Consider the following 17,952-nt stretch of genomic DNA (forward strand, 5'->3'; position numbering starts at 1 on the left):
CGCCGGGCGGGGCGCCGGGCGTGGCGCTCGCGCGGCACGGTGAGGCCGGGCGCGGGTCGCGCGCTCCGCGGCGCGGCCGTCGCTCGGCCCGGTGTCGCCGGGGTGCCCCGCGGGGGTGCCGCGGCACGGTCGCTCCCCGGCGGAGGCGGCTCAGTCGCCGGTGGCCCCGTCGATCCGCTCCCGGATGAGGTCCGCGTGGCCGTTGTGGCGGGCGTACTCCTCGATCATGTGCAGATAGATCCAGCGCAGGTTGTAGCGCTTGCCCGAGTGGTGCCCGCCCTCGGCCACATGGTCGAGGTCGTGGGCGGCGGCCAGGGTGCGCGCGTGCGCGATCTGCTCCTGCCAGGTCGCGAGGGCCTCCTCGAAGGTGTCCTCCTCGCCGGGGTGGAAGTCCCGGTCGAGGTCCTCCTCGGTCGAGTAGACCCAGCCCGCCTTCTCGGCCCCCAGGACGTTGCGGAACCAGCCGTTCTCGACCTCCGCCATGTGACGGACGAGGCCCAGGAGGCTGAGCTCGGACGGCGGGGCGGACGGGGTGCGCAGCTGGGCGTCGTCGAGCCCCTCGCACTTCTGCGCCAGGGTCGCGCGGTGGAAGTCGAGCCACTGCTCCAGGGCCTCGCGTTCGCCCGAGGTGGTGGACGGGTCGACACGGGGTGAGGTCTCTGTGCGTTCGATGGTCATGCGCGGCATCGTCCCCCACGGCCATCGGCCGCGCCACCGCTTTCCGGCTGCCCCGGACCGGGCCCGGGGCCCAGCATCCCCCGCAGCAACTCCTCGAACCCGGTGCGCAGTTCCGCCCGGCTCGGTACGGCGGCGTGGAAGGAGCCGGCGGCGCAGGAGAACATCAGCCCCTCGCACCAGGCGATGAGCGAGAGCGCGTGGCGCTCGGGATCCGTCGAGCCGGCCGCCGCCGTCATCGCGACCAGGGGGCGGTGGAAGACGGAGCCCGCGGTGTCGAAGAAGGCGCGGAGCTCGGGGCGGCGGGTGGCCTCCAGGGCCAGTTCGTAGCGGGAGACGAGCAGGGCGCGGTGGTCGGTGAGGTACCGGTGCAGGGCCAGCGAGAGCGCGTCCACGAGGGCGTCGGCATCGAAGCGCGTCCCCGCCCCCGCCCCCGGGTGGGCCGCCCCGGCCCCCGCGTGCGCTGGGGCAGCCCCGGCCCCAGCGTGCGCTGTCCCGGTCCCCGCGTCCGGTCCGCCGTGCGCCGCCGCCGCGTCGGGGCGGTCCGCCGGCCCGGGCCCCGCGGCGCCCGGCAGCTCGTCCGGTGTCAGGACCCGTGACTCCAGCTGCACCTGGCGCCGGACGGCCGTCTCCAGGAGGGCCTGCCGGGTGCGCGCGTGGTTGGAGGTCGAGCCCTGCGGCAGTCCCGCCCGCTCGTCCACGGCCCGGTGGGTCAGACCCCGCATGCCGCGCTCCACGAGGAGGTCGAGGGCGGCGTCGCCGATCCGGTCCGCGCGGGAGGCGGGGGCGTCGGCGGCCCCCTGGGAGCCCCGCGGACCGAGGGGGGCGGCGGAGGGTGTCGCAGAGGTCATGGGGACAACCTACAGCGGCCCGCTTCCCGCCTCACTACAGCTGTAGTACGGTCGGATCAGCGAGCGCACTACACCTGTAGTCGCCTGATCCGGGGAGCAGCCATGGAACAGCACCGTGCCGTGATCGTCGGAGCCGGCATCGGCGGCCTCACCGCCGCCGTCGCCCTCCACCGCAACGGCTGGCGGGTCACCGTCCTGGAGCGGGCCGCCGACCTCGCCCCCGTCGGCGCCGGCATCGGCCTCGCCCCCAACGCCCAGCGCGCCCTCGACGTCATCGGCCTCGGCGACCGCGTCCGCGACCTCGCCGCCTGGCAGGGCGACGGCGGCATGCGGGCCCCCGGCGGCCGCTGGCTCGCCCGGACGAACGCCGCGGCTGCCGCCGCCCGCTTCGGCGGGCCGCTGGTCCTCCTCCACCGGGCCACCCTCGTCGACCTCCTCACCTCGGCCCTGCCCGACGGCACCGTCCGCACCGGCGCGGCCGCCGCCCTCGTCGACCCCGGCGGCGACCGGCGCCCCGCCCGGCTCGCCACCCCCGACGGCGAGATCGAGGCCCCGCTCGTGGTCGCCGCCGACGGCATCCGCTCCACCGTCCGGCACTCCCTCTTCCCCGCGCACCCCGGCCCGCGGTACGCCGGCTGCACCACCTGGCGGGTCGTCGTCCCGGCCCCCGAGCGGCCGTTCGCCCCGCACGAGACCTGGGGCGCCGGACGCCTGTGGGGGACTCAGCCCCTCAAGGACGGCCGGATCTACGCATACGCGATGGCCGCCGCCCCGGCCGGCGGGCGGGCGCCCGACGACGAGAAGGCCGAACTCCTGCGCCTCTTCGGCGACTGGCACCACCCCGTCCCCGAGATCCTCGCCGCCGTCGACCCCGACCAGGTCCTCCGCCACGACGTCCACCACCTGCCCGACCCGCTGCCGGCCTTCCACCGGGGCCGCGTCGCCCTCCTCGGCGACGCCGCGCACGCGATGATGCCGAGCCTCGGCCAGGGCGGGAACCAGGCGATCGAGGACGCCGTCGTCCTCGCCCACCACCTCGGCCCCGCCGACGCCCACGGCACCGGCTCCGCCCCGGACCGCGCCCTCGCCGCGTACACCGCCGACCGGCTCCCCCGTACCACCGCCATCGTGCGCAAGGCCGCCCGCACCGGCGCCGTCACCCTGCTCGCGGCCCGGCCCGCCGTCGCGCTCCGGTCCACGCTCGTCGGCGCGGTCTCCCGCTTCGGCCCCGGGCTCGTCCTGCGCGGGTTCGACGGCATCGCCGACTGGCGGCCCCCGGTGGCCCCCGGCCGGTCCGCGTAAGCTGACCGGCGCGAACGCCCCTCCCCGTGCCGGGGCGTGTGGACAAGGGAGAACCCGTGAAGGTCGGCTGCATCGGACTCGGCGACATCGCTCAGAAGGCCTACCTTCCGGTCCTCTCCACCCTCCCCGGGGTCGAGCTCCACCTCCAGACCCGCACCCCGACGACGCTCGACCGGGTCGCCGACACCCTCCACCTGCCCGCCGCGCAGCGCCACGGCGACCTCGACTCGCTGCTCGCCGCGGGACTCGACGCCGCCTTCGTCCACGCGCCGACCGCCTCGCACGCCGAGATCGCCGGCCGGCTCCTCGACGCCGGCGTCCCCACGTACGTCGACAAGCCCCTCGCCTACGAGTACGCCGCGTCCGAGGGCCTCGTGGAACTGGCCGAGAAGCGCTCGGTCGGCCTCGCCGTCGGCTTCAACCGCCGCCTCGCCCCCTCGTACGCCCAGTGCGTCGAGCACCCGCGCGAGCTGATCCTCCTGCAGAAGAACCGCGTCGGCCTCCCCGAGGACCCCCGCACCTTCGTCCTCGACGACTTCATCCACGTCGTCGACACCCTGCGGTTCCTGCTCCCCGGCGAGATCGAGCACGTCGACGTGCGCGCCCGCGTCCGCGAGGGGCTCATGCACCACGTCGTGCTCCAGCTCTCCGGCGACGGCTTCACCGCCATCGGCATGATGAACCGGATGAACGGCTCCACCGAGGAGGTCCTGGAGGTCTCCGGGCAGGACACCAAGCGCCAGGTCGTCAACCTCTCGGACGTCGTCGACCACAAGGGCCAGCCGACCCTGCGGCGGCGCGGCGACTGGGTGCCGGTCTCCCGTCAGCGCGGCATCGAGCAGGCCGTCCTGGCCTTCCTCGACGCCGTCCGCGACGGGCGGGTGCTCAGTGCCCGGGACGCCCTGCTGACCCACGAGCTGTGCGAGCGCGTCGTGCGCGAGGCGCTGAGCCAGGCCTCCTGAACGCGCCCGCGCCCTCGGCGGCGCACACCGTGCCCACCACGGCCAGCGCCCCGTACAGGGGCCAGTCGCCCCAGCGGACGTAGCCCGTCGTCGCGTCCGAGAGCGGCAGCTCGCGGACGGCGGCGGCACTGGCGTCCGTCCCGAGCACCGGACCGATCCTGCGTCCGTCCGGCCCGTACGCCGCGCTGACCCCGGTGAGCGTCGCGTGGGCCACCGGCCGGCCGGTCTCCGCGGCCCGCAGCGCCGCCAGGGAGGCGTGCTGGGCGGGCGCCCAGCTGTCCTGGAAGGTGCTCGTCGCCGACTGGACGACGAGCAGCCCGGCACCGTCCCGGACCAGGCGGCGGCTCATGTCGGGGAAGGCGGACTCGAAGCAGATGAGCGGGCCGACCAGCGGCGGCGGGGTGCCGTCGCCTCCGGCCGGCGCGGGCAGGGTCATCACGACCGGCTCGGTGCCCCGCCGGCGGTCCTCGGCGGCGGCCTTGCCGAACGACGTCACCCAGCCCAGGACCCCGCGCGCCGGGATGTACTCGCCGAACGGCACGAGCCGCATCTTGTCGTAGCGCTGCCCCGTCGGCCCCGCCGGGCCGACCAGGACCGCGCTCTTGTAGATGCCCGGGCGGTCGCTCCGGCGCGCGTCCACATTGACCAGCAGCGGCGCGCCGACCTCCCGGGACAGGGCGGTGAGCCGGGCGGCGAGATCGGGCCGTCCGGCCGGGTCGGCGCCGACCCCGCTCTCGCCCCACACCACCAGGTCGAGGCGCTGCCCGGAGAGCGAACGGGTGAGCTCCTCGGCGCGGTCGAACCGCCGCTCCGCCCCGTCCGCCCCGCCGAACACCCCGGGCTGTACGAGGGCCACCCGCACCGTCCCGGTCACGCGCGGGGCCCCCACCCCCCAGGCGGCCGTACCGGCCACGAGCGCGCAGCCCGCGATCCCCGCGACGCCGACGGCGCGGAGCCCCGGCGCGGCCACGAGCAGGGCCACGGCCGTGTTGGCGGCCACCACGAGCAGGGTCACCAGCCAGACCCCGCCGACCGAGGCGAGCCGCAGCGCCGCCGGCACCTGCCACTGGCTGGCCCCGAGCAGCCCCCAGGGGCCTCCGAGCCCCTCCCAGGACCGCACCAGCTCGATCAGCAGCCAGCCCGACGGCACGGCGACCAGCGCGACGGCGGCCCGCAGCGCCGACGGCGTCCCCCCGAGCAGGGACCGCACGAGCCAGGCCCAGGGCAGCCACAGCAGGCCGAGCAGCGCGGAGACCGGCAGGAGGAAGACGTGCAGGCTGGGCAGCAGCCAGTGGTGGACGGCGAGGACGAACCCGATTCCGCCGAGCCAGCCGTCCAGGGCGGCCCGGCGCGCTCCCGGAGCCGTCCGGATCAGGAGCAGCCAGGGGACGAGCGCCAGGTACGCCCACCACCAGAGGCCGGGTGCGGGGAAGGCGAGCGCGGGCAGCGCGCCGAAGCCGACCGCGAGCAGGGACCGGACGAGGGCGCGCCGACGGGCGGGGCGCCGCTCCCGGTCCCCGGGCCGGTCCCGGTCGGCGCCGGGCTCGCGGCCGCGGTCCCGGTCCTCGTGGCCGTCCTCGGCCGGGCCGCGGTCCCGCGGCCGTCCCCGTCGCACGAACGGATTTCGCATGGCATGCCTCCGCCCTTGCCTTCAGTGTCGGGCGTGACCGGGTGGGGCGCGGCTCGGGCGGTCCGTCGTGGTGACCCCGTGCCCGACGTCTCCCGGACCGGCGTCGGAGGGGGCGCCGGACGGGCCGGCGCCCGGTGGTCCGGCCCGCGGCGGTCAGCCGTGCCGGCGCCACCGCTCCTCAACGACGACCGAGGTGAGGCGCCAGCCGTCGGCGGTCCGGACCGCCCCGAAGGCGTATCTGCCCCCGCAGACGAAGTCCTCGCCGGAGGTGAAGCGCATCGGGTTGACGTAGTCGGCCCGGATCTCGGCGGTGTCCCCGCTCTCCGGGTACCCGGCGGGCCCGCGGAAGAGGACGCGGCGGTTCACGATGAGGTGCTGGCGCACGGGGAAGAGCGTGAGGGTCTCGGCGAGCCAGTCGGCGACCTCGGCCGCCGGCCCCTCGATGCCGCCCGAGCCTCGGTAGTCGGCCCTGCCGTCCGGGGAGAACAGGGCACGGTAGGCGGTCCAGTCGGCGTCGTCCACGGCCGCCGCGTACCCGGTGACCAGGTCGTCGACGGCGAGTCGGTCCATCACGGTCGCGAGGTCCACGCGCTGCGTCATCGGATCAGTGTCGGGCAGGCGCGGCCAGGGGAGAAGGGGTGTGCGCGGGGGGAGTCCCGGGGTCCGGCGCGCCTGGCCGGAACGCACCGTGCCGGACCCCGCGAGCGGGGCCCGGCACGCCGGTGGTGCCGCCCGCGCGGGGCGGCCGGGTCACTGTCCCGACTCGCCCGCGTGCGGGCTCAGGACGTCCGTCCCGACCAGCACGAACAGCAGGATGCCGAGCAGGATCCGGTAGATCACGAACGGCATGAAGGACTTCGTGGTGATGAACTTCATGAACCACGCGATCACCGCGTAGCCGACGGCGAAGGCGATGATCGTGGCGAAGATCGTCGGGCCCCAGGAGACGTGCCCCTCGCCCGCGTCCTTGAGTTCGTAGGCGCCGGAGGCGAGCACCGCGGGGATCGCGAGGAGGAACGAGTACCGCGCGGCCGCCTCGCGGGTGTAGCCCATGAGCAGACCGCCGGAGATCGTCGCGCCGGAGCGGGAGACGCCCGGGATCAGGGCCATCGCCTGGCAGAGGCCGAAGATCAGGCCGTCCTTGACGCCGAGTTCCTTGAGCGTCTTGCGCTCGCGGACGACGCGGTGGCGGCCGCCGATCTCGTCGCGCGCCGCGAGCCGGTCCGCGATGCCGAGGACGACGCCCATGACGATCAGGGTGGTGGCGATCAGCCGCAGGTCGCGGAAGGGGCCCTCGATCTGGTCCTTGAGCGTGATGCCGAGGACGCCGATCGGGATCGAGCCGACGATCACCAGCCAGCCCATCTGGGCGTCGTGGTCGGAGCGCATCGACCTGTCGGTGAGGGAGCGGAACCAGGCCGATACGATCCGGGCGATGTCCTTGCGGAAGTAGATCAGCACGGCGGTCTCCGTGCCGATCTGGGTGATGGCGGTGAAGGCCGCACCCGGGTCTTCCCAGCCCGCGAACGCCGCGGTGAGACGGAGGTGCGCGCTGGAGGAGATGGGAAGGAACTCCGTCAGCCCCTGGACGAGTCCGAGGATGAACGATTCGAACCAACTCATGGGGCTAAAGCCGTCCCGTTATGTACGTGTGCGGTCAGAAGGTCGTGCGCAGCGTACCGCCCCGAGATGACGGGACCGTGCTCAGGCCTCGCGGGGGGTCGTCGGGCCCGCGGCCGTCCAGCCGGGGGCCCGTACGTGGGCGGTGAGGCTGTCGCGGTCGGCCTCGTCCCCGCAGTGCGCGCAGACGATCCGGGGAGCGAGGACCTCGCCGCACCGGTGCTCCAGGACGACCGGCCGGTCGTCGGCGTTGAGGTGGCGGTCGCCCCAGGCCATCAGGGTCATCAGGACCGGTCCGAGCTCCTCGCCGGCCGTCGTGGCCCGGTACTCGAAGCGCTGGGGGCGCTCGCTGTACTGCACCTTCTCCAGGACTCCGGCCTCGACGAGCCGCTTGAGGCGGGTGGTGAGGATGTCGCGGGGCGCGCCGGTGTTGCGGGCGATCCGGTCGAAGCGGCGCACGCCGAGGGATACCTCGCGGAGCACCAGCAGGGAGTACTTCTCGCCGACGAGCGCCAGGGTGTCGGCGATCGAGCAGGGGCGGGGGGCGGCCTTCATGGATCAAGAGTAGGGCAGCGCGCGCCCGGTGAGTTGGGGAATCCAACTCACCGGCCTTGGCGGGTTGGAGAACCCGACGCGGCGGTCTGCGCGCCCTCGCTAGCGGGGGCCGCCCACCACCGCGGGCTCCGGCTCCGGCTCCGCGGCCACGGCCGCGGCCGGCGCCCGCAGGTGGTGCCGCTTGCGCCAGGCGACCACGGCCGCCGCCGCCATGGACAGGGCGATGAAGCCCGCCGACGCGAGGAACGCAGGAGAACCGGGCTCACCCGCCTGCGCCCCCGCCACGACGTACGCCGCGGTGTTGGGCACCGAGCCGAGCGCCGTCGCCACCAGGAACGGCACGTACCCCATGCGGGAGACGGCGGCGCAGTAGTTGGCCGCCGCGAACGGCACCCCCGGGAACAGCCGGATGGCCAGCATCGAGCGGAAACCGTGCCGGCTGAGCTGCCCGTCCGCCGCCGTCAGCCAGCGGCCCCGCAGCATCGGCCGCAGCGCGTCCTGCCCCAGGAAGCGGCCGAGGGTGAAGGAGATCCCGGCGCCGAGCACCGTCCCCGCGATCGCCGCGGTCAGCCCGAAGGCCGAGCCGAACAGCGCGCCCGCCGCCAGGTTGAGCACCGGCCGCGGGACGAACGCCGCCGTGCACACGCCGTACGCCAGACCGAAGAGCATCACCGCGCCCGTGCCCTCCGACTGCCGCGGCCAGCCCGAGGACAGCAGCCGCTGCGGTTCGTACAGCACGACGAGGGCCGCCGCCGTGAGCAGCAGCAGCGCGAGCAGCGAGAGCCGGGCGCGGGGCGCGAGCAGGGCCCGGGAGCAGCGGACGGCGAGGGAGCCCGGCGGCCGGGGCACGGGAGCGAGCATTCGGGGAGAGTAACGGACGCGTCCGTATGATCGCCGTAATGTGCGTCATGTCCGCCCGGGGGGACGGTTCTCCGCTTCCGCCCGAGCGGCGGCGCGCACTCGGCCGGCCCGGCACCGTCCGCGGGGCGGCCGACCCCCGGACGCACCCACCCCGGAAGGGCCCCATGACCGAGACCGCGCCGACGGACGTCCCCGACAGCGTCCTCGCCGACACCGTCCTCCAACGGCTCACCACGGTCTACCCCGCCGCGGGAAACCCCTTCCGGGCCCAGGAGATGGTCGCCTACATGAAGGGCGTCGCGCCCTTCCTCGGGATCCGCACCCCGGAGCGCCGCGCCCTGTCGCGGACCGTCCTCGACGGCACACCCCGCCCCGACGAGCACGACTGCGCCGCCGTGGCCCTGCGCTGCTTCGCCCTGCCCGAGCGCGAGTACCACTACTTCGCCGTCGACTACCTGCGCCGCCACGTGAAGCGCTGCTCGTCGGACTTCCTGCCCGTGGCCCGCCGGCTCGTCACCACCGTCTCGTGGTGGGACACCGTCGACCACCTGGCCGCCCACGTCGTCGGCGGCCTCGTCGCCGCCGATCCGGCCCTCGGCGCGCGCATGGACGAGTGGATCGGGGACGAGGACCCGTGGGTGGCCCGGACGGCCATCCTCCACCAGCTGCGCTTCAAGGAGGCCACCGACGCGGACCGGCTCTTCGCCCACTGCCTGCGCCGCGCCGGCGACACCGACTTCTTCCTGCGCAAGGCCATCGGCTGGAGCCTGCGCGAGTACGGCAAGACGGCCCCGGCCGAGGTCCGCTCCTTCGTCGCCGCGCACACCGGCCGGCTCTCGCCCCTCTCGGTGCGCGAGGCCCTCAAGCACCTCTGACGGCCCGCCCGGACCGCCCCGGCACAATGAGGGCGTGACAGAGCAGATTCCCGTCGTCCGCGAGGTCGACCAGGGCACCGCGCGCCTCATGCCCGACGTGGACCGGGAGCGGGCGTGGCTCCTGACGGTCGACGGCGCACCGCAGTCGTACGTCGACCTCGACGACCCGGCGTACCTGGAGTTCGAGTACGCGCGCCGGCTCGCCCACGTCGTCGACGGCGCCGCCGGGGACGGCGCGCCGCTGGACGTCCTGCACCTCGGCGGGGGCGCGCTCTCCCTGCCCCGCTACGTGGCCGCCACCCGGCCCGGCTCGCGCCAGGAGGTGGTCGAGGCCGACCGGGGACTGCTCGCGCTCGTCGCCGCGCACCTCCCGCTGCCCGAGGGGTCGGGGATCACCGTGCACGGCGCGGACGCCCGGAGCTGGCTGGAGGCCGCGCCCGCCACCTCGGCGGACCTGGTCGTCGGCGACGTCTTCGGCGGCTCCCGCGTGCCCGCCCACCTCACCTCGGTGGAGTACGCGCGCGAGGTCCGGCGCGTGCTGCGGCCCGGCGGCCTCTACGCCGCCAACCTGGCCGACGGGGCGCCCTTCGCGTTCCTCCGCTCCCAGCTCGCCACGTTCGCCGCCGTCTTCCCCGAGCTCGCGCTGGTCGCGGAACCGGGCGTGCTGCGCGGCCGCCGGTTCGGGAACGCGGTCCTGGTGGCCTCCGGCCGCGAGATCGACACCGCCCGCCTCGCGCGCCGGGCGGCGGCGGACGCGTTCCCCGCGCGGGTGGAGCACGGGGACTCCCTGAGGCGCTTCACGGGCGCCGCGGAACCCGTCCCCGACGCCGGGGCCGTGCCCTCACCCGTCCCGCCGGACGGCGCCTTCGGCATCGGCTGACGGGGGCGCCGGCAGGAAGGCGGCCGTCGGAGGGTTCGCGGAGGCCGAGCCGGCCGTCGCCGCGGCGGGTGCCGGCCCGGCCACCGGCTTCGCGTGCGGACGCCGGGTCATGTTCCGGACGTCCGGCACCAGCAGGACGAGCGCGGTGACCAGCACCATCAGGCCCGCCGCGCCCCACAGCGCCGTGCTCCGGCCGAAGGCGCCCTCGGCCGGCCCGGCGAGGGCGGTCGTCAGCGGCAGCAGGGCCGTCGAGCCGAACCAGTCGTACGCCGACACCCGGGAGAGCTTCTCTTCCGGGATCTCCTGGTGCATGGTCGTCATCCACGAGACGCCGAAGACCTCGATGGCCACGCCGCTGACGAACATCGCGGCCGTGAGCCCCACCGCGTCGAGGGGCACCGCGAGCGCCGCGGACGGCAGCGCGATCGGGAAGACGCAGAGCGTCCCGACGAACAGCATCCGGCGGGGCTTCCAGCGGGCCATCAGGAAGGCGCCCGCGAGCGTTCCCACGCCGTAGGCGGCGAGCGCGATGCCCCAGGGGCGGGCACCGCCCAGCTCGGCCTTGGCGACCAGCGGCCCGTACACCGCCTCGACCGCTCCGATGAGACCCACCACGACGGAGAACTGGGCGACGATCGACCACAGCCAGGGCCGGCCGACGAACTCGTGCCAGCCCTCGCGGAGGTCGGCGAAGAGGCCGCCGCCCGGACCGCGGTCGGGTATGCCGCCGACGTCCAGGAACGCGCGGAGCCCGCCCGCGACCGCGAAGGCCACGGCGTCGATCAGCAGGACCCAGCCCGGTCCGACGAACGCGACGAGCGCGCCGCCGAGGGCCGCGCCGCCGATCGAGGCGCCGTGCATGGCCATGCGGTAGACGGCGAACGCCCGGCCCGCCTGCTCCCCGGTGACGCTGGCCATCAGCATGCCCTCGGCGGCCGGGTTGAAGAAGGCCTGTCCGGTGCCGCAGAGCGCGGTGAGCACCATCATCTGCCAGATCTGCGCCGTGCCCGCGAGCACGAGCGCGGCGAAGACGGCCTGGGAGACGCAGTTGAGGACGTTCGCCGCGACCATCACGCGGTGCCGGGGCACCCGGTCGGCGACCGCGCCGCCGATCAGCAGGAAGAGGACGAGCGGCAGGAACCGCGCCATCGCCACGAGTCCCACGTCGCCCGCGTCGCCCCCGGACTCGAACACCGCCCAGGTGGTGGCGATCAGCGCGCCGTGCGTGCCGAGGTTCGTCACGATCGTGGCGGCGGTCAGGAGGACGTAGTTGCGCCCGGCCCATTCGGGGCGGCGGGAGGCCCGGCGGGGCGCGGTGGTGGGACTGTTCACCCCGGGACTATCCCTGTCGGGCCGCCCGGATGCCAACCCGATATCCGGACGGGGCGCCCTGGGGGCCGGACGTGGCCCGGCAGGACGGCGGACCGGGACGGGACCGGCGCCGGCCGGCCCCGGTGAGCGGACCCCTACGCGGACCGGCCCCGGTCGTGAGCGGGCCCCGACGCGGGCCGGCCCCGGTGAGCGGACCCCGACGCGGACCGGCCCCGGCGCGTGGACGGGCCGCGGGCCGGGGCCGGGGCGTCGGCGGCCGTCCGGTCAGGAGGCCGGCGCGAGCCGGACCGTCGACAGGATCTGCTTGATGGTGTCGTCCGGCAGCTCGTCCGCGACGCCGTCGGCCCCGTAGAGCACCCAGGTCGCGAAGTCGCCCTTGGCGTTCTTGAAGGTGAAGGCGATCGACTTGCCGTCCGTCTCGCACTTGTTGCGCTTCTTGACGCCCGGGGCCGTCGCGGTCGCCATGTGGCCGGTGAGACCCGACTTCGTGGTGTACGGCACCGGCTTGGAGATCTTGATGGTGCTCTGCGGCATGTGCTGGGCGTAGCCGCCCCACACCCAGGTGCCGGCCTCGCTGCGCGCGGCGTCCGAGGTGTTCTTGGCGCCCTGGCCGCCCTTGGTGCCGGCGGTGCTCAGGCCCCAGGTCTCCTTGCTGCCGTTCTTGTCCGTGTCGTAGGTGCACCACTCGCTCTTGAGGCGGGTCGGCGAGGACATGGTGACGAGCGGGCTGCCGTCGTTCTTCTTCTCGTCCTCGAAGAAGGTGATCATGCCCGGCTTCAGCACCTCCCACTCCGGCGGGACGTCGAAGAGGGTGCCGTACTTCGGGTTGTAGACGACCTTCCAGCCGGGGATCGTCGGCTGCTGGGCGGCGCCGTCCCGCGGGTTGGCGATCCCGGACGGGCTGTCGCTGGGGATGGTCGACGGGTCGGTCGTCGGGTCGGCGGGCGCGGACGACGCCGGCGGCTTCGGGTCGGCGGACGTCTTCTTGTCGTCGTCCTTGCCGAGGACGAGGAAGCCGGTGACACCGGCCGCGACGACGACGGCGGTCGCGGCGACGATCGCCACGAGCGTCGTCTTCTTCTTGCCGCCGCCGGGCCCGCCGGGCGGCACGGGGCCCGGCGCCGCGTACTGCTGCGCCACGGTGGGCTGCTGGTACGGGTTCGGCTGGCCGTAACCCTGCGGCTGGCCGTACCCCTGCTGGGGATAGCCGGGCTGGGTCGGCGGCTGCTGCGGGTAGCCGGGCTGCGTCGGCGGCTGCGGGTACCCGGGCTGGGCAGGCGGCTGCTGATATGGGTTCGGCTGCTGGTACCCCGACTGCTGGTAGGGGTTCTGACTCTGGTCCTGCGGGTTCTGCTCGCCCCCGGGCGGCTGCTGTCCTGGCCACATGGCCAGTAACCATAGAGGTGCGGAGCCTCCGCGACCACGTCCGCCCCCGCACAGCGTGCGCGTGAGGGATGGCCAAGGCTGCTACTGGTGGGTAACATCACGGGCATGAGCGCAGACCAGATGACCGTCGGCGAGATGCTCGCCGCCACGGTGCCCATGGCCGGAACCCTGAACCTGGAGTTCCTGGAGACCACCGCCGAGCGCGCCGTCGTGCGCCTGCCGGACCAGCCCGCCTACCACAACCACGTCGGCGGCCCGCACGCCGGAGCGATGTTCACGCTCGCCGAGTCCGCCAGCGGCGCCATCGTGCTCGCCGCGTTCGGCGACCAGCTGAGCCGCGCCGTGCCGCTCGCCGTCAGCGCCGAGATCGGCTACAAGAAGCTCGCGATGGGCGTCGTCACGGCCACCGCCACCCTGGGCCGCCCGGCCGCCGAGGTCGTCGCCGAGCTCGACGCGGGCGAGCGCCCGGAGTTCCCCGTGCGCATCGAGATCACCCGCGCGGACGGCGCCGTGACCGGCGAGATGACCGTCGTGTGGACGCTCCGTCCGAACGCCTGACCGGCCGCGCCCCGGACCGCCCCCCGTACCCCGCTCCCGGGGCGGCGGGGGCGGTCCCGTTCCGGGCGGCCGACGGGCCGGGCGCCCCGGCCCGACCCGGTAGGCTGCCCCGGCGTGCCCGCCGCCGGGCACGCCGGCGCCGCGGGCCCTCGACCAGGACCGGGCGCGGCAGGGCAGTCGAAACGGGAGGAAGCCGCGTTGCACGTCCAGGAGTGGCTGGAGACGATCCCCGCGGTCGCGGTCTACGTCCTCGTCGGAGTGGTGATCGGGCTGGAGAGCCTCGGCATCCCGCTGCCCGGCGAGATCGTGCTCGTGAGTTCGGCGCTGCTCGCCTCGCAGCACGGCGACATCAACCCGTACGTGCTCGGCGCGTGCGCCACCGCCGGCGCGATCATCGGCGACTCGATCGGCTACGCGATCGGCCGCAGGGGCGGCCGGCCGCTGCTCGCCTGGCTGGGGAAGAAGTTCCCCAAGCACTTCAGCGAGGCCAACATCGGCCTCGCCGAGCGCTCCTTCCAGAAGTGGGGCATGTGGGCGGTCTTCTTCGGCCGCTTCATCGCCCTGCTCCGCATCTTCGCCGGGCCGCTCGCGGGCGTCCTGCACATGCCGTACTGGAAGTTCCTGATCGCCAACGTCTTCGGCGGCATCCTGTGGGCCGGCGGCACCACGGCCGTCATCTACTCGGTCGGCATCGTCGCCGAGGCCTGGCTCAAGCGCTTCTCGTGGCTCGGGCTCGTCCTCGCGGTGCTGATCGGCGTCGCCTCGATGCTGATCATCAAGAACCGCGCCAAGAAGGCGGCCGCGGAGCGGGCCGAGACCCCCGAGCCGGCGCCGGTCGCGGTCGCGGACTGAGACCGGAGCGGCGGACACGGAGGAGGGAGGCACCCGTCGGCGGGTGCCTCCCTCCTCGCGTACCGGACGCCGTGCGGCTCAGTCCCGGAAGGCCTCCGCGTGACCCTTCGCGAGGTGCAGGTACATCTCGGCGTTGAGCCGGATCCCGGCCTGCTCCTCCTCGGTCAGCGGGCGGCGGACCTTCGCGGGCACGCCCGCGACGAGCGAACCCGGCGGGACCTCCATCCCCTGGGGGACGAGGGCCTGCGCGGCGATCAGGGAACCGGCGCCGATCCGCGCGCCGTTGAGGACGGTCGCGCCCATGCCCACCAGCACGTCGTCCTCGATGACGCAGCCGTGCACCGTCGCGTTGTGGCCCACGGTCACGCGGTCGCCGATCGAGACCGGGAAGCCGGGGTCGACGTGGACCGTGCAGTTGTCCTGGACGTTGGAGTCCTCGCCGATCACGATGGGGCCGCAGTCCGCGCGCAGCACCGCGTGGTACCAGATGCCGGTGCGCGCGCCGAGCGTCACCTCGCCGAGCACCACGGAGGTCGGGGCGGTGAAGGCGGTCGGGTCGATCCGCGGCTCCTTGCCGCCCACTCCCTTGATCAACGCCTCTGTCATGGTTCGCTCCTGATCGTCTGCCGTCGTGTCACGCCCGGGGGTGTCCCCGGCCGCACCCTATGCCGTGCTCATGACGGACATCACAGCGCACCGCGGTGATCAGGTACGACGGTGCCGACTACGGTGTCCGGGTGCCCAGGAACAGAAACACGTTCTCGTCCCTCGCCGCCTGGCGGCGCCGGATGCTCAACCGCGCCGTGCAGGGCGGCTGGCGCTGGGTGCAGGAGACCGGGTCCGTCACGGCCGAGCATCCCGGGCGGCTGAGGTTCCGCCGGATCGGCGCGGGCACCCGGCTGGCCTTCCCGCAGGGCACCGTCTTCGGCGAGCGCTGGATCGAGATCGGCGAGTGCTGCATCGTCGCCGAACAGGTCACGCTGACCGCGGGGATGCTGCCGGGCCTCGACCTGGGGGCGGACACGGTGCTGACGCTCGGCGACGGCGTCGTCCTCGGCCGGGGCAGCCATGTGATCGCCGACGCGAAGGTGACCATCGGCTCGGACACGTACTGCGGTCCCTACGTCTACATCACCTCGACCAACCACAGTTACGACGACCCGGACGAGCCGGTCGGCCGCCAGTGGCCCCGCTCGGAGCCGGTCGTCATCGGCCCCGGCTGCTGGCTGGGCACGGGCTCCGTGATCCTGCCCGGCGCGCGCCTCGGACGGAACGTGGTCGTCGCGGCGGGCGCCGTGGTGCGCGGCGAGGTCCCCGACCACGCGGTGGTCGCCGGCGCCCCGGCCCGAGTGGTGCGCAGCTGGGACGCGGAGAAGGGCTGGCAGCCCCCGCTCAGGACCCCGGCGCCCGTCCCGATCCCGGACCACGTCACCGCCGAACAGCTCGCGGCGCTCGCGGCGTGGGAGGTCGAGCAGGCGCGCTAGGGGGTGTCGTGCCGATCGGGCCGGGCCGACCGGTGGGGCGCGCCCCCGTCCCGGAGCCGGCGGCCCGGCTCTCGGCGGGGGCGGCGGATCGGTCGGCCTGCCGGGAATCGGATCGCCGTCGGCGGGGTTGGTGTGCGGGACGAGACGACAGGGGAGGGTCATGCGAGCGATTCGGATGGACGAAGTGGGCGGTCCCGAGGTGCTGCGGGAGGCCGAGGTGGACCAGCCGCGGCCGGGGCCGGGCGAGGCGGTCGTGGAGGTCGCCGCGTCGGGGGTCAACTTCCTCGACGTCTACCACCGCGAAGGCCGGTACGACGTCCCGCTGCCCTTCACCCCGGGCAGTGAGGGCGCCGGCACGGTCGTCGAGGTCGGACCCGGTGTCGCCGACGTCGCGGTCGGGGACCGGGTCGGCTGGGTGGAGGTTCCCGGCTCCTACGCCGAGCGGGCCGTCGTGGACGCCTCCCGGCTGGTGCCGCTGCCCGACGACATCGGCTTCGAGACGGCCGCCGCCGTGCTCCTCCAGGGCATGACCGCGCACTATCTCGTCAAGGACGCCTACCCCGTCCAGGAGGGCGACACGGTGCTCCTGCACGCGGCCGCCGGTGGCATGGGGCTGCTGCTGACCCAGCTCGTCACCCATCTCGGCGGCAGGGTGATCGGCACGACCTCGACCGAGGCGAAGGCCGAGCTGGCGAGGCGTGCCGGTGCCGCCGAGGTGATCCTCTCCTCCGCGGTCGACGACCTCCCGGCCGAGGTGAAGCGGCTCAACGGCGGGCAGGGGGTGCCGGTCGTCTTCGACGGCGTCGGCGCGCACACCTTCGACGCGAGCCTCGCCGCCCTGCGGGCCCGAGGCCGTCTCGTGCTGTTCGGCGCGGCGAGCGGTGCCGTGCCGCCGTTCGATCCGATGCGGCTCGCCCACGGCGGTTCGCTGACCCTGATCCGGCCCAGCCTCGGGGACTTCATCGCCGACCGGTCCGAACTGCTCCGGCGGGCCGACGACGTGTTCGCGTGGGTGCGCTCCAAGGCGCTCGAGGTCGCCGTGACGGGCCGCTACCCGTTGTCCGAGGCGGCCCGGGCCCACAGCGATCTGGAGGCACGGCGCACCACCGGCAAGCTGCTCCTCCTTCCCGGTGCGGCCGCCGTGGGACGCGAAGGGGAGCCGCGGAGCTGATCGCGGGCGGCGAGGCCGCGGATCGCCCGGCCGGGACCTGAGGGGTGGCTTGCCGATGAGGCCGGGCTCCGGCCTCATCGGCAAGGCACCCCCTAGCCGGTCGCCAGCAGCACCGTGCCCACCAGGGCGAGGCCCGCGCCCGCGGCCTGGACGGCACGGAGGCGTTCCTTGAGGACGGCGTAGGCCGCCAGGGCCGTGACCACCGGGTAGAGGCTGGCGAGGACGGCGGCGACGGTGACCGGGCCCTGCTGGGCCGCGACGGCGTACGTGCCGTTCGCGGCGACGTCGGCGAGGCCGACGAAGGCCAGGGCGGGGAGGGCCGCGCGGACCACCCCGGGCCCGCCCTCGGGCAGGGCCCGGCCCCCGCGCCTCACCGAGGCGTACAGGGCTCCGCCGCCCACCAGGACGTTGGTGACCCGCTGGACGAAGAGCGCCAGGAACAGGCCGGTGACCGTCGTGGAGGCCTCGGCGATGAGCGCCATCACCGAGCCGAAGCCGAAGGCGGCGACGAGGGTGAGCAGGACCGCCTGGCGCTGGACGGGCGCCCCGCGCAGTTCCGGTCCGCCGGCGAGGACCACGCCGAGGACCGCCACGCCGATCCCGGCGAACTGGACGAGTCCCGGGCGGTCGCCGACGAGCAGGCCGACCGAGACGGGGACGACGACGCCGAGCGAGCCGAGCGGGGAGACCACGCCCATCGGGCCCAGGGCGAGCGCCTTGTAGAAGGCGAGCATGGCCGCCGGGCCGACGACGCCCGCCCCCACCGCGTACCAGAGCTGCGGTCCCGCCTCGGTCCAGGCGCCGGTCGCGAGGACGACGGTGCCGAGGACGGCGACGGCGAGGAGCTGGGAGACCACGACGACCGTGAGGGCGGGGATCCGGCGGGTCAGGAGCCCGCCGCCGAAGTCGGCGAGGCCCCAGAGCAGGCTGGTGGCCAGGGCGAACAGGGCGGTCATGG

General features: G+C 74.9%; 19 protein-coding genes. 8 read left to right on the top strand and 11 right to left on the bottom strand.

What is annotated here, in order from left to right; genetic code table 11:
• Window positions 1-150 precede the first annotated feature (150 nt).
• Window positions 151-687: a DinB family protein gene (locus tag ACY0MR_RS30585; RefSeq protein ID WP_388805300.1), complete on the bottom strand. Its 537-nt coding sequence runs from the start codon at window positions 685-687 to the stop codon at window positions 151-153.
• Entirely contained in the window at window positions 675-1,526 is an 852-nt protein-coding gene (locus tag ACY0MR_RS30590) for a TetR/AcrR family transcriptional regulator (RefSeq protein ID WP_473556510.1), read from the bottom strand. Before ACY0MR_RS30590 ends, ACY0MR_RS30585 begins: the two co-directional genes overlap by 13 nt.
• A gap of 102 nt (window positions 1,527-1,628) precedes the next feature.
• On the opposite strand from ACY0MR_RS30590, the gene ACY0MR_RS30595 reads away from it, so the two are divergent.
• Together ACY0MR_RS30595 and ACY0MR_RS30600 are read left to right on the top strand one after the other, a co-directional pair.
• Window positions 1,629-2,828: an FAD-dependent monooxygenase gene (locus ACY0MR_RS30595; RefSeq protein WP_473556512.1), complete on the top strand. Its 1,200-nt coding sequence runs from the start codon at window positions 1,629-1,631 to the stop codon at window positions 2,826-2,828.
• Window positions 2,829-2,884: 56 nt separating this feature from the next.
• Complete coding sequence (locus ACY0MR_RS30600) at window positions 2,885-3,790, top strand: Gfo/Idh/MocA family protein (RefSeq protein ID WP_388805291.1); 906 nt, start codon at window positions 2,885-2,887, stop codon at window positions 3,788-3,790.
• Here the strand turns inward: ACY0MR_RS30600 and lnt are convergent.
• From lnt to ACY0MR_RS30625, 5 genes are all read right to left on the bottom strand, one after another.
• Window positions 3,714-5,420 (bottom strand): apolipoprotein N-acyltransferase, encoded by a 1,707-nt coding sequence (lnt, locus tag ACY0MR_RS30605; protein WP_473556514.1) that lies wholly within the window; start codon window positions 5,418-5,420, stop codon window positions 3,714-3,716. The two genes, ACY0MR_RS30600 and lnt, sit on opposite strands and share 77 nt — an antisense overlap.
• Before the next feature lie 153 nt (window positions 5,421-5,573).
• Entirely contained in the window at window positions 5,574-6,020 is a 447-nt protein-coding gene (locus ACY0MR_RS30610) for a nuclear transport factor 2 family protein (protein WP_388805285.1), read from the bottom strand.
• Between the two features lie 150 nt (window positions 6,021-6,170).
• On the bottom strand, window positions 6,171-7,043 hold the full coding sequence (locus ACY0MR_RS30615) for an undecaprenyl-diphosphate phosphatase (protein WP_388805282.1): 873 nt from the start codon (window positions 7,041-7,043) through the stop codon (window positions 6,171-6,173).
• An 81-nt stretch (window positions 7,044-7,124) separates the two neighbouring features.
• Complete coding sequence (locus ACY0MR_RS30620; RefSeq protein ID WP_388805279.1) at window positions 7,125-7,595, bottom strand: winged helix-turn-helix transcriptional regulator; 471 nt, start codon at window positions 7,593-7,595, stop codon at window positions 7,125-7,127.
• A 99-nt stretch (window positions 7,596-7,694) separates the two neighbouring features.
• Window positions 7,695-8,456, bottom strand: coding sequence for a TVP38/TMEM64 family protein (locus ACY0MR_RS30625; RefSeq protein WP_451060326.1), 762 nt, complete (start codon window positions 8,454-8,456; stop codon window positions 7,695-7,697).
• A gap of 164 nt (window positions 8,457-8,620) precedes the next feature.
• On the opposite strand from ACY0MR_RS30625, the gene ACY0MR_RS30630 reads away from it, so the two are divergent.
• Together ACY0MR_RS30630 and ACY0MR_RS30635 are read left to right on the top strand one after the other, a co-directional pair.
• On the top strand, window positions 8,621-9,331 hold the full coding sequence (locus tag ACY0MR_RS30630; protein ID WP_473556517.1) for a DNA alkylation repair protein: 711 nt from the start codon (window positions 8,621-8,623) through the stop codon (window positions 9,329-9,331).
• A 34-nt stretch (window positions 9,332-9,365) separates the two neighbouring features.
• Window positions 9,366-10,211 (top strand): spermidine synthase, encoded by an 846-nt coding sequence (locus ACY0MR_RS30635; protein WP_473556519.1) that lies wholly within the window; start codon window positions 9,366-9,368, stop codon window positions 10,209-10,211.
• Here ACY0MR_RS30635 and ACY0MR_RS30640 read toward each other — a convergent pair.
• Together ACY0MR_RS30640 and ACY0MR_RS30645 are read right to left on the bottom strand one after the other, a co-directional pair.
• A complete protein-coding gene (locus ACY0MR_RS30640) occupies window positions 10,173-11,543 on the bottom strand; it encodes an MFS transporter (protein ID WP_473556521.1) in 1,371 nt (456 codons plus the stop codon). The genes ACY0MR_RS30635 and ACY0MR_RS30640 overlap by 39 nt on opposite strands.
• Before the next feature lie 264 nt (window positions 11,544-11,807).
• Entirely contained in the window at window positions 11,808-12,929 is a 1,122-nt protein-coding gene (locus ACY0MR_RS30645) for a DUF8017 domain-containing protein (RefSeq protein ID WP_392044182.1), read from the bottom strand.
• Between the two features lie 120 nt (window positions 12,930-13,049).
• On the opposite strand from ACY0MR_RS30645, the gene ACY0MR_RS30650 reads away from it, so the two are divergent.
• Both ACY0MR_RS30650 and ACY0MR_RS30655 read left to right on the top strand, forming a co-directional pair.
• Window positions 13,050-13,487 (top strand): DUF4442 domain-containing protein, encoded by a 438-nt coding sequence (locus ACY0MR_RS30650; RefSeq protein ID WP_148005362.1) that lies wholly within the window; start codon window positions 13,050-13,052, stop codon window positions 13,485-13,487.
• 198 nt (window positions 13,488-13,685) lie between these two features.
• Window positions 13,686-14,339, top strand: a complete 654-nt coding sequence (locus ACY0MR_RS30655; RefSeq protein ID WP_361862996.1) for a DedA family protein — start codon at window positions 13,686-13,688, stop codon at window positions 14,337-14,339.
• 78 nt (window positions 14,340-14,417) lie between these two features.
• Here the strand turns inward: ACY0MR_RS30655 and ACY0MR_RS30660 are convergent, their stop codons facing one another.
• Complete coding sequence (locus ACY0MR_RS30660; RefSeq protein ID WP_361862999.1) at window positions 14,418-14,945, bottom strand: gamma carbonic anhydrase family protein; 528 nt, start codon at window positions 14,943-14,945, stop codon at window positions 14,418-14,420.
• A gap of 131 nt (window positions 14,946-15,076) precedes the next feature.
• On the opposite strand from ACY0MR_RS30660, the gene ACY0MR_RS30665 reads away from it, so the two are divergent.
• Window positions 15,077-15,823, top strand: a complete 747-nt coding sequence (locus tag ACY0MR_RS30665) for an acyltransferase (protein ID WP_361863002.1) — start codon at window positions 15,077-15,079, stop codon at window positions 15,821-15,823.
• Window positions 15,824-15,983: 160 nt separating this feature from the next.
• Window positions 15,984-16,994 (top strand): quinone oxidoreductase family protein, encoded by a 1,011-nt coding sequence (locus tag ACY0MR_RS30670; protein WP_473556525.1) that lies wholly within the window; start codon window positions 15,984-15,986, stop codon window positions 16,992-16,994.
• A 92-nt stretch (window positions 16,995-17,086) separates the two neighbouring features.
• Here ACY0MR_RS30670 and ACY0MR_RS30675 read toward each other — a convergent pair whose 3' ends face one another.
• Window positions 17,087-17,950 carry an EamA family transporter gene (locus ACY0MR_RS30675; RefSeq protein ID WP_392044170.1) on the bottom strand — a complete coding sequence of 288 codons (864 nt, stop codon included), beginning with the start codon at window positions 17,948-17,950 and terminating at the stop codon, window positions 17,087-17,089.
• Between the last annotated feature and the right edge of the window lie 2 nt (window positions 17,951-17,952).

Source organism: Streptomyces sp. JN8 (genome assembly GCF_055808075.1).

What these genes read in the sequence shown, in the direction of transcription:
- ACY0MR_RS30650 (WP_148005362.1), top strand. Translation starts at nt 13,050, where the DNA reads ATGACCGTCGGCGAGATGCTCGCCGCCACGGTGCCCATGGCCGGAACC.
- ACY0MR_RS30595 (WP_473556512.1), top strand. Translation starts at nt 1,629, where the DNA reads ATGGAACAGCACCGTGCCGTGATCGTCGGAGCCGGCATCGGCGGCCTC.
- ACY0MR_RS30670 (WP_473556525.1), top strand. Translation starts at nt 15,984, where the DNA reads ATGCGAGCGATTCGGATGGACGAAGTGGGCGGTCCCGAGGTGCTGCGG.
- ACY0MR_RS30660 (WP_361862999.1), bottom strand. Translation starts at nt 14,945, where the DNA reads ATGACAGAGGCGTTGATCAAGGGAGTGGGCGGCAAGGAGCCGCGGATC.
- ACY0MR_RS30675 (WP_392044170.1), bottom strand. Translation starts at nt 17,950, where the DNA reads ATGACCGCCCTGTTCGCCCTGGCCACCAGCCTGCTCTGGGGCCTCGCC.
- ACY0MR_RS30620 (WP_388805279.1), bottom strand. Translation starts at nt 7,595, where the DNA reads ATGAAGGCCGCCCCCCGCCCCTGCTCGATCGCCGACACCCTGGCGCTC.
- ACY0MR_RS30625 (WP_451060326.1), bottom strand. Translation starts at nt 8,456, where the DNA reads ATGCTCGCTCCCGTGCCCCGGCCGCCGGGCTCCCTCGCCGTCCGCTGC.
- ACY0MR_RS30610 (WP_388805285.1), bottom strand. Translation starts at nt 6,020, where the DNA reads ATGACGCAGCGCGTGGACCTCGCGACCGTGATGGACCGACTCGCCGTC.
- ACY0MR_RS30585 (WP_388805300.1), bottom strand. Translation starts at nt 687, where the DNA reads ATGCCGCGCATGACCATCGAACGCACAGAGACCTCACCCCGTGTCGAC.
- lnt (WP_473556514.1), bottom strand. Translation starts at nt 5,420, where the DNA reads ATGCGAAATCCGTTCGTGCGACGGGGACGGCCGCGGGACCGCGGCCCG.
- ACY0MR_RS30590 (WP_473556510.1), bottom strand. Translation starts at nt 1,526, where the DNA reads ATGACCTCTGCGACACCCTCCGCCGCCCCCCTCGGTCCGCGGGGCTCC.
- ACY0MR_RS30615 (WP_388805282.1), bottom strand. Translation starts at nt 7,043, where the DNA reads ATGAGTTGGTTCGAATCGTTCATCCTCGGACTCGTCCAGGGGCTGACG.
- ACY0MR_RS30630 (WP_473556517.1), top strand. Translation starts at nt 8,621, where the DNA reads ATGACCGAGACCGCGCCGACGGACGTCCCCGACAGCGTCCTCGCCGAC.
- ACY0MR_RS30645 (WP_392044182.1), bottom strand. Translation starts at nt 12,929, where the DNA reads ATGTGGCCAGGACAGCAGCCGCCCGGGGGCGAGCAGAACCCGCAGGAC.